This window comes from Nonomuraea sp. NPDC049158 (genome assembly GCF_040648335.1).
GTDB lineage: Bacteria > Actinomycetota > Actinomycetes > Streptosporangiales > Streptosporangiaceae > Nonomuraea.
In genome coordinates, this window is record NZ_JBEZDM010000085.1 from 1 (window position 1) to 4,646 (window position 4,646).

The 4,646-nt window shown below is 65.8% G+C and carries 4 protein-coding genes; 1 reads left to right on the top strand and 3 read right to left on the bottom strand.

Translation table 11 applies throughout. The features are described from left to right. Positions 1–2 precede the first annotated feature (2 nt). On the bottom strand, positions 3–314 hold the full coding sequence (locus AB0B61_RS57350; RefSeq protein ID WP_358450806.1) for a hypothetical protein: 312 nt from the start codon (positions 312–314) through the stop codon (positions 3–5). Between the two features lie 81 nt (positions 315–395). Here AB0B61_RS57350 and AB0B61_RS57355 point away from each other — a divergent pair, with 81 nt between their 5' ends. Beyond that, positions 396–1,001: a hypothetical protein gene (locus AB0B61_RS57355; RefSeq protein WP_358450809.1), complete on the top strand. Its 606-nt coding sequence runs from the start codon at positions 396–398 to the stop codon at positions 999–1,001. Between the two features lie 1,423 nt (positions 1,002–2,424). Here AB0B61_RS57355 and AB0B61_RS57360 read toward each other — a convergent pair. Both AB0B61_RS57360 and AB0B61_RS57365 read right to left on the bottom strand, forming a co-directional pair. Further along, on the bottom strand, positions 2,425–3,018 hold the full coding sequence (locus AB0B61_RS57360; RefSeq protein ID WP_358450812.1) for an NAD(P)H-dependent oxidoreductase: 594 nt from the start codon (positions 3,016–3,018) through the stop codon (positions 2,425–2,427). A 67-nt stretch (positions 3,019–3,085) separates the two neighbouring features. Further along, complete coding sequence (locus AB0B61_RS57365) at positions 3,086–4,537, bottom strand: MFS transporter (RefSeq protein ID WP_358450815.1); 1,452 nt, start codon at positions 4,535–4,537, stop codon at positions 3,086–3,088. Between the last annotated feature and the right edge of the window lie 109 nt (positions 4,538–4,646).

Below are 4,646 nucleotides of genomic sequence, written 5' to 3' on the forward strand. Positions count from 1 at the left end.
AGCTACGCTGCAGCCCATCCAAGGCTGGCCACCTCTGCAAGGCCATCGCCGTCCTTCAGAACCACCGCGTCACACAGGCCGTCTGAGGATGAAAAAGGATCACTGATTGTCGAGGTCAGGTGCCATGTGAAGCCGAAGTGCCGCGCTCGCCATGTGACCTGATCGCCCAGGGAGAGCTGTCCGGAAGTAACCCCTGCGACTGCTTGCTCGCGCGAGTCGCGCATGGAAGAGGCGTGCAGCTCGACTGATAAGGACGCATCGAAGACGACCGGCGGCGGCGCGAGAACCAGGGTGGCCACCTCAAAACGGGACATGCGCGGATCTTAGCCACCACCTGGCCGGTGGCCCGCGAAATGCTTTCGCGTCCAGGTTGGCCGTCTCTCTACGCTGACCTCATGACGTGGCGTTGCGTGCTCGATGAGTGGCCTGAACTAAGTGAGCGGTGGCAAGCGAGCTGGCCAGATTGTCCACCTGTCGGCCATGAGCTGAAGCGGTTCTACGGCTCACGCTGGGTTCGCTTCCACAGCCTTCCCGAGTCCAAGCGGTATGCGGGTACACCGCTCGAGTACGAGATCCTGCTGCATCGGCACAACACCGTGCTGTCTGAGCTGTTCGACGGCGAGGAGGTATTCGTCGTCACCGTCGCCTACACGGGAGAGAGCGAGTTCGCCACGCCCCTGGAGTATCCAGAGCCGCTGTCGTTGAACCCTGGGGCACGCCTGTGGATGACCGTCACAGAGGGTGACGATGGTGAGGAATTCCCCAGCTACTCCCACATGCTGGTGACACGCCAGAGCTGGCAATGGGGAGCTCTCGACTCGCTGCTGAGAGCGTCGGCTGATGATGTCATGGCCGGCGTCTTGATCGCCGACTTGCGGATGAGCCGCGTCTACCACCCCTACGACGGCGGAGCGGACTGCGCTCTCCAAGACTCTGCAGCAAGGGAGCGCCTCAAGGCAGCACACAGTGAGTGGTTGTCGAGCCATCCAGCGGGTCTGTAGTCGCACAGCAAGAGCTGTGCTGGGCAGTGGAAGGACCGATTGCAGAGGCGTCTCTTCACGCGAGCCGCAAAGCCATCTAAAGCTACGGTTTGCAGGCACTTCATGACTCTGTGCAGTCGCAAGCTTTTGCGGGTTACGCACGGCGCCAGTACGTGGAGGTCGGGCATGACGTTGGCGAAGCATCGCTGCTGGAGCGGCTGGCTGCGGACGAGGAGTCCGTCCGCAGGCAACTTGAGTCGTTGCGTGAGCAGGTGGCGGCTCTGGAGGAGCAACTGAGCGACCTGGCCACCGCCCGGAGGATAGTCGTACCGATGCTGGCCGGGCATTCCCGGACCGGGCAAGCGCCGTCTGGCGGAACGCCTGATGCCCCGACGCGCCTCGCCGGAGGAAGCCGTGCCAGCGCCGAAACCGGTCGCCGGGCTCGACAAGCAGGTCGTTGTGATCATGGCGAGTTCCGGGCGGACGATGCGTGCCAAGGAAGTGGCTCAAGCGCTGGGTGAGCCTGCCGTGCGGGGGCGAGTGGAGACCACCCGGGCACGGCTCAGGCGGCTGACCGCACTGGGCTGGCTGACGCAGCACGAGCCGGGCCTGTTCTCCATCGCCGCGGGCATCAATGGCCACGCGCCGGGGGGAGTCGCCAACGCCATCTCGACCGCTCGCGACTCCCGGGCCGGAGCAGGCCGCCACCCGTCCAATAACCCGCGCTTCAGATCACCTTGTCGCAACACCCAGCCCAGAGCCGGCATCGCCATGCCCAGCGACGCGAACTCCGACCTCCACCAGCGCCCTGACACCACCCGGGCCTTCCCGGACACCTGCTCCGCGGCTCCCAAACCAGGACGAACCCGATTCGGAACTCCTGAAACGACAAGATCCCGCCCGATCTCAACGATCGGACGGGATCCCGTCAACCTCAGTCCAGCCGTCTCAATAACGGCCCCTGGTGGGGTGTTCACGAGCTGCCCTGGCCTGCGATGAAGCGTGGGTTCGAAGATCGCTTCCCGAGACGGCAGTGATCGTTTCCCAGCAACGCACCGACGCGGTTACGCCTCGTTCCGACCTGCACCTGTCGGCTCACCTGTACCACTTCCGCAATCGCCATACGCGGCCGAGCAGGTGACGGCCGCGGCGGTCGTGCAGGGCGCCCGCCAACGGTCCGCTGCCCGTGGTGACTTCAACCCGCTCCCGTTGACGGCGAGGGACGGCCTGCACCCGCACACGTGAATACCGGCTTGGGCACGGATTCCGTGACGGGCAGACCCGGTCGAGGGGTCGGCGGCCGTGCATAGGTCCGGGAGTCGCAGCTTCGCGCGGGGATCTCCAACAGTGACCTGGACGCCTACTGGGCTATCGCCTCGATCGCGAACAACACCGCGTCCTATAACCCCGCCGCCACCAGGATGGAAACACGCTCATGGGTTGATCAGCCCAGCCCCGGAAGCGAGCTACACCATTCCTCACCGGTGCAGGTGACCCGGGCATTGCGCAGAGCGCCGGCCCACCAGGTCAGCTGATCAAGCAGCGCCGCGGCCGCGGCGTTGAACGTATCGGGGTCTTTGAGGTTTCCGTCCGTGTCGAACTGGCCGTGCACCCGGTGAAAGCTAACGGTGTTTCTTATAGTGACTGCCTGAAGTTCGGCGAAGACAGGCCGGAGCTGCTCAACCGCGCGTAGACCACCGGAAATACCGCCATAGGCGACGAATCCAACCGGCTTCGCGTGCCACTCTGGACAGACAGAGTCAATCGCAAGCTTAAGTGGCCCTGGATAGCCGTGGTTGTACTCCGGGGTGACGATGACAAAAGCATCTGCAATACGGATTCGGGCGGCAAATGCGCGAACCAGTGGCGAGTCGTACACCCCGTCGGGTACGGGTCGGCTTTGTTGGGCGTACGGCAAGGGCGTCGTGGCAAGGTCGATGACCTCCACCTGCAGGCTATGACGGCTCTCCGCTTGCGCGACGAACCACCTGGCCACGACGGGCGCGAACCGGCCCTCTCGGACGCTGCCGATGATCACCGCAAGTCTGAGACGTTCTGAATTCATGAGGGATTGTGCCTTCGCGCGGGTGTAGGTGAATGTCCGATCAACGTCGGGCGGTCGGCTTGCCGCCGACTCGGCCGTGCCTGAGCATGACCGCGACCGTGACGGCCATGCCTGCCACGGTCGCGGCGCTTACCACAGCGCTCAGCTGAAACCCTGTAGTGAACGCTTCACGGGCTGTGCTGAGCAGCATGGCCCCGGGCAGGTCGGGAAGAACGTGACTCGCCGTCACAGCGCCGCCCAGGCTCTCCCTCGCGGCGGACACGGCCTCTGAGGGGAGGCCCGCCACGACAGCGCGGCTCATTTCGCTCCGGTACACCGCGGTGATGGCGCTGCCAAGGAGTGCGATGCCGAGTGCACCGCCGAGTTGAGGCGCGGTCGAGGAGATCGCCGAGGCGGCGCCGGCCTGCTCGGGGGGTGCGGTACCGACGACCATGTCGGTGGCCAGCGCCATCATCGGACCGAGCCCAGCGGACACGATGATGGCCCCGGCGACCAGGAGGGCCAGGGCACTTGTCCCGGCAGTCATGCCCGCCTGGGCGACCACGACGAAGCCGACGGCAGCCAGGGCCAGTCCGGCCGCGATGACCGGTCCCGGGGCTATCCAGCGCACGATTCTGGAGGCCAGCGTCGATCCGACGATTACCCCGATAGCTGAAGGCGCCGTCCACAGACCGGCCTGCAGCGGCGAGAGCCCGCGCACCAACTGCAGATATTGCGCGAAGGCGTAGTTGAAACCCCACAACACGAAGATGCCGAGCGCCAGCGTGGCCACGGCGGTACTGAACGCCCGGTTCGCAAACAATCGCAGGTCGATCAGCGGGTGGCGCAACGCGCGCTGCCTGCGCAGGAAGACGACGGCGAACAGCAGCCCGACTGTGACGGAGAGCACGGGCAACCAGCCGGGACCGTCGGCGGCGATCTGCTTGAGACCGTAGACCGCCGGCAACACCGCAGCCAGCGACAGTGCGGCGCTGGTCGGGTCCAACCGCCCTGCCCCCGCGTCGCATCGCTCGGGCAGCAGGATCGGCCCCAGCGCCAGGAGCAGCGCCATCACCGGCACGCCGAGCAGGAACACCGACCCCCACCAGAAGCGCTCCAGCAACCACCCGCCCACGAGAGGGCCGATCGCGGTGCCTCCGGACACGCTGGCAATGACGATCCCGACGGCGACGCTGCGTTGCCGGGGATCCCGGAACATGGCGACGGTCAGGGAGAGCACGGACGGCATCAACGTAGCGCCAGAGATTCCGAGTAGCGCACGGACCGCGATGAGCGCGCCCGCGCTGGGAGCGTAGGCCGCGAGCACGGATGCGACGCCGTACGCGGCCGCGCCGATCAGCAGGAGGCGTCGGCGGCCGATCCGATCGCCCAGCGTACCCATGGTGATCAACGATCCGGCGAGCAGAAAGGCATAAACATCCACGATCCACAGCAGCTCAGCGCTGTTGGCTGCCAGGGCTCTGCCGATGGCGGGCAGCGCCAGGTGAGTCACGGTCAGTTCGAGGGAGGTGGCGTTCCCCCCGGGGTGTGGACACCCGGTTTCATGCAGCCAGTGACGTCATCCTAGCAAGCTGATCTTCATAGATGGCCGGAGGTAGGTT

Coding starts and splice junctions, on each gene's coding strand:
- AB0B61_RS57350 (WP_358450806.1), bottom strand. CDS start 314: ATGTCCCGTTTTGAGGTGGCCACCCTGGTTCTCGCGCCGCCGCCGGTC.
- AB0B61_RS57355 (WP_358450809.1), top strand. CDS start 396: ATGACGTGGCGTTGCGTGCTCGATGAGTGGCCTGAACTAAGTGAGCGG.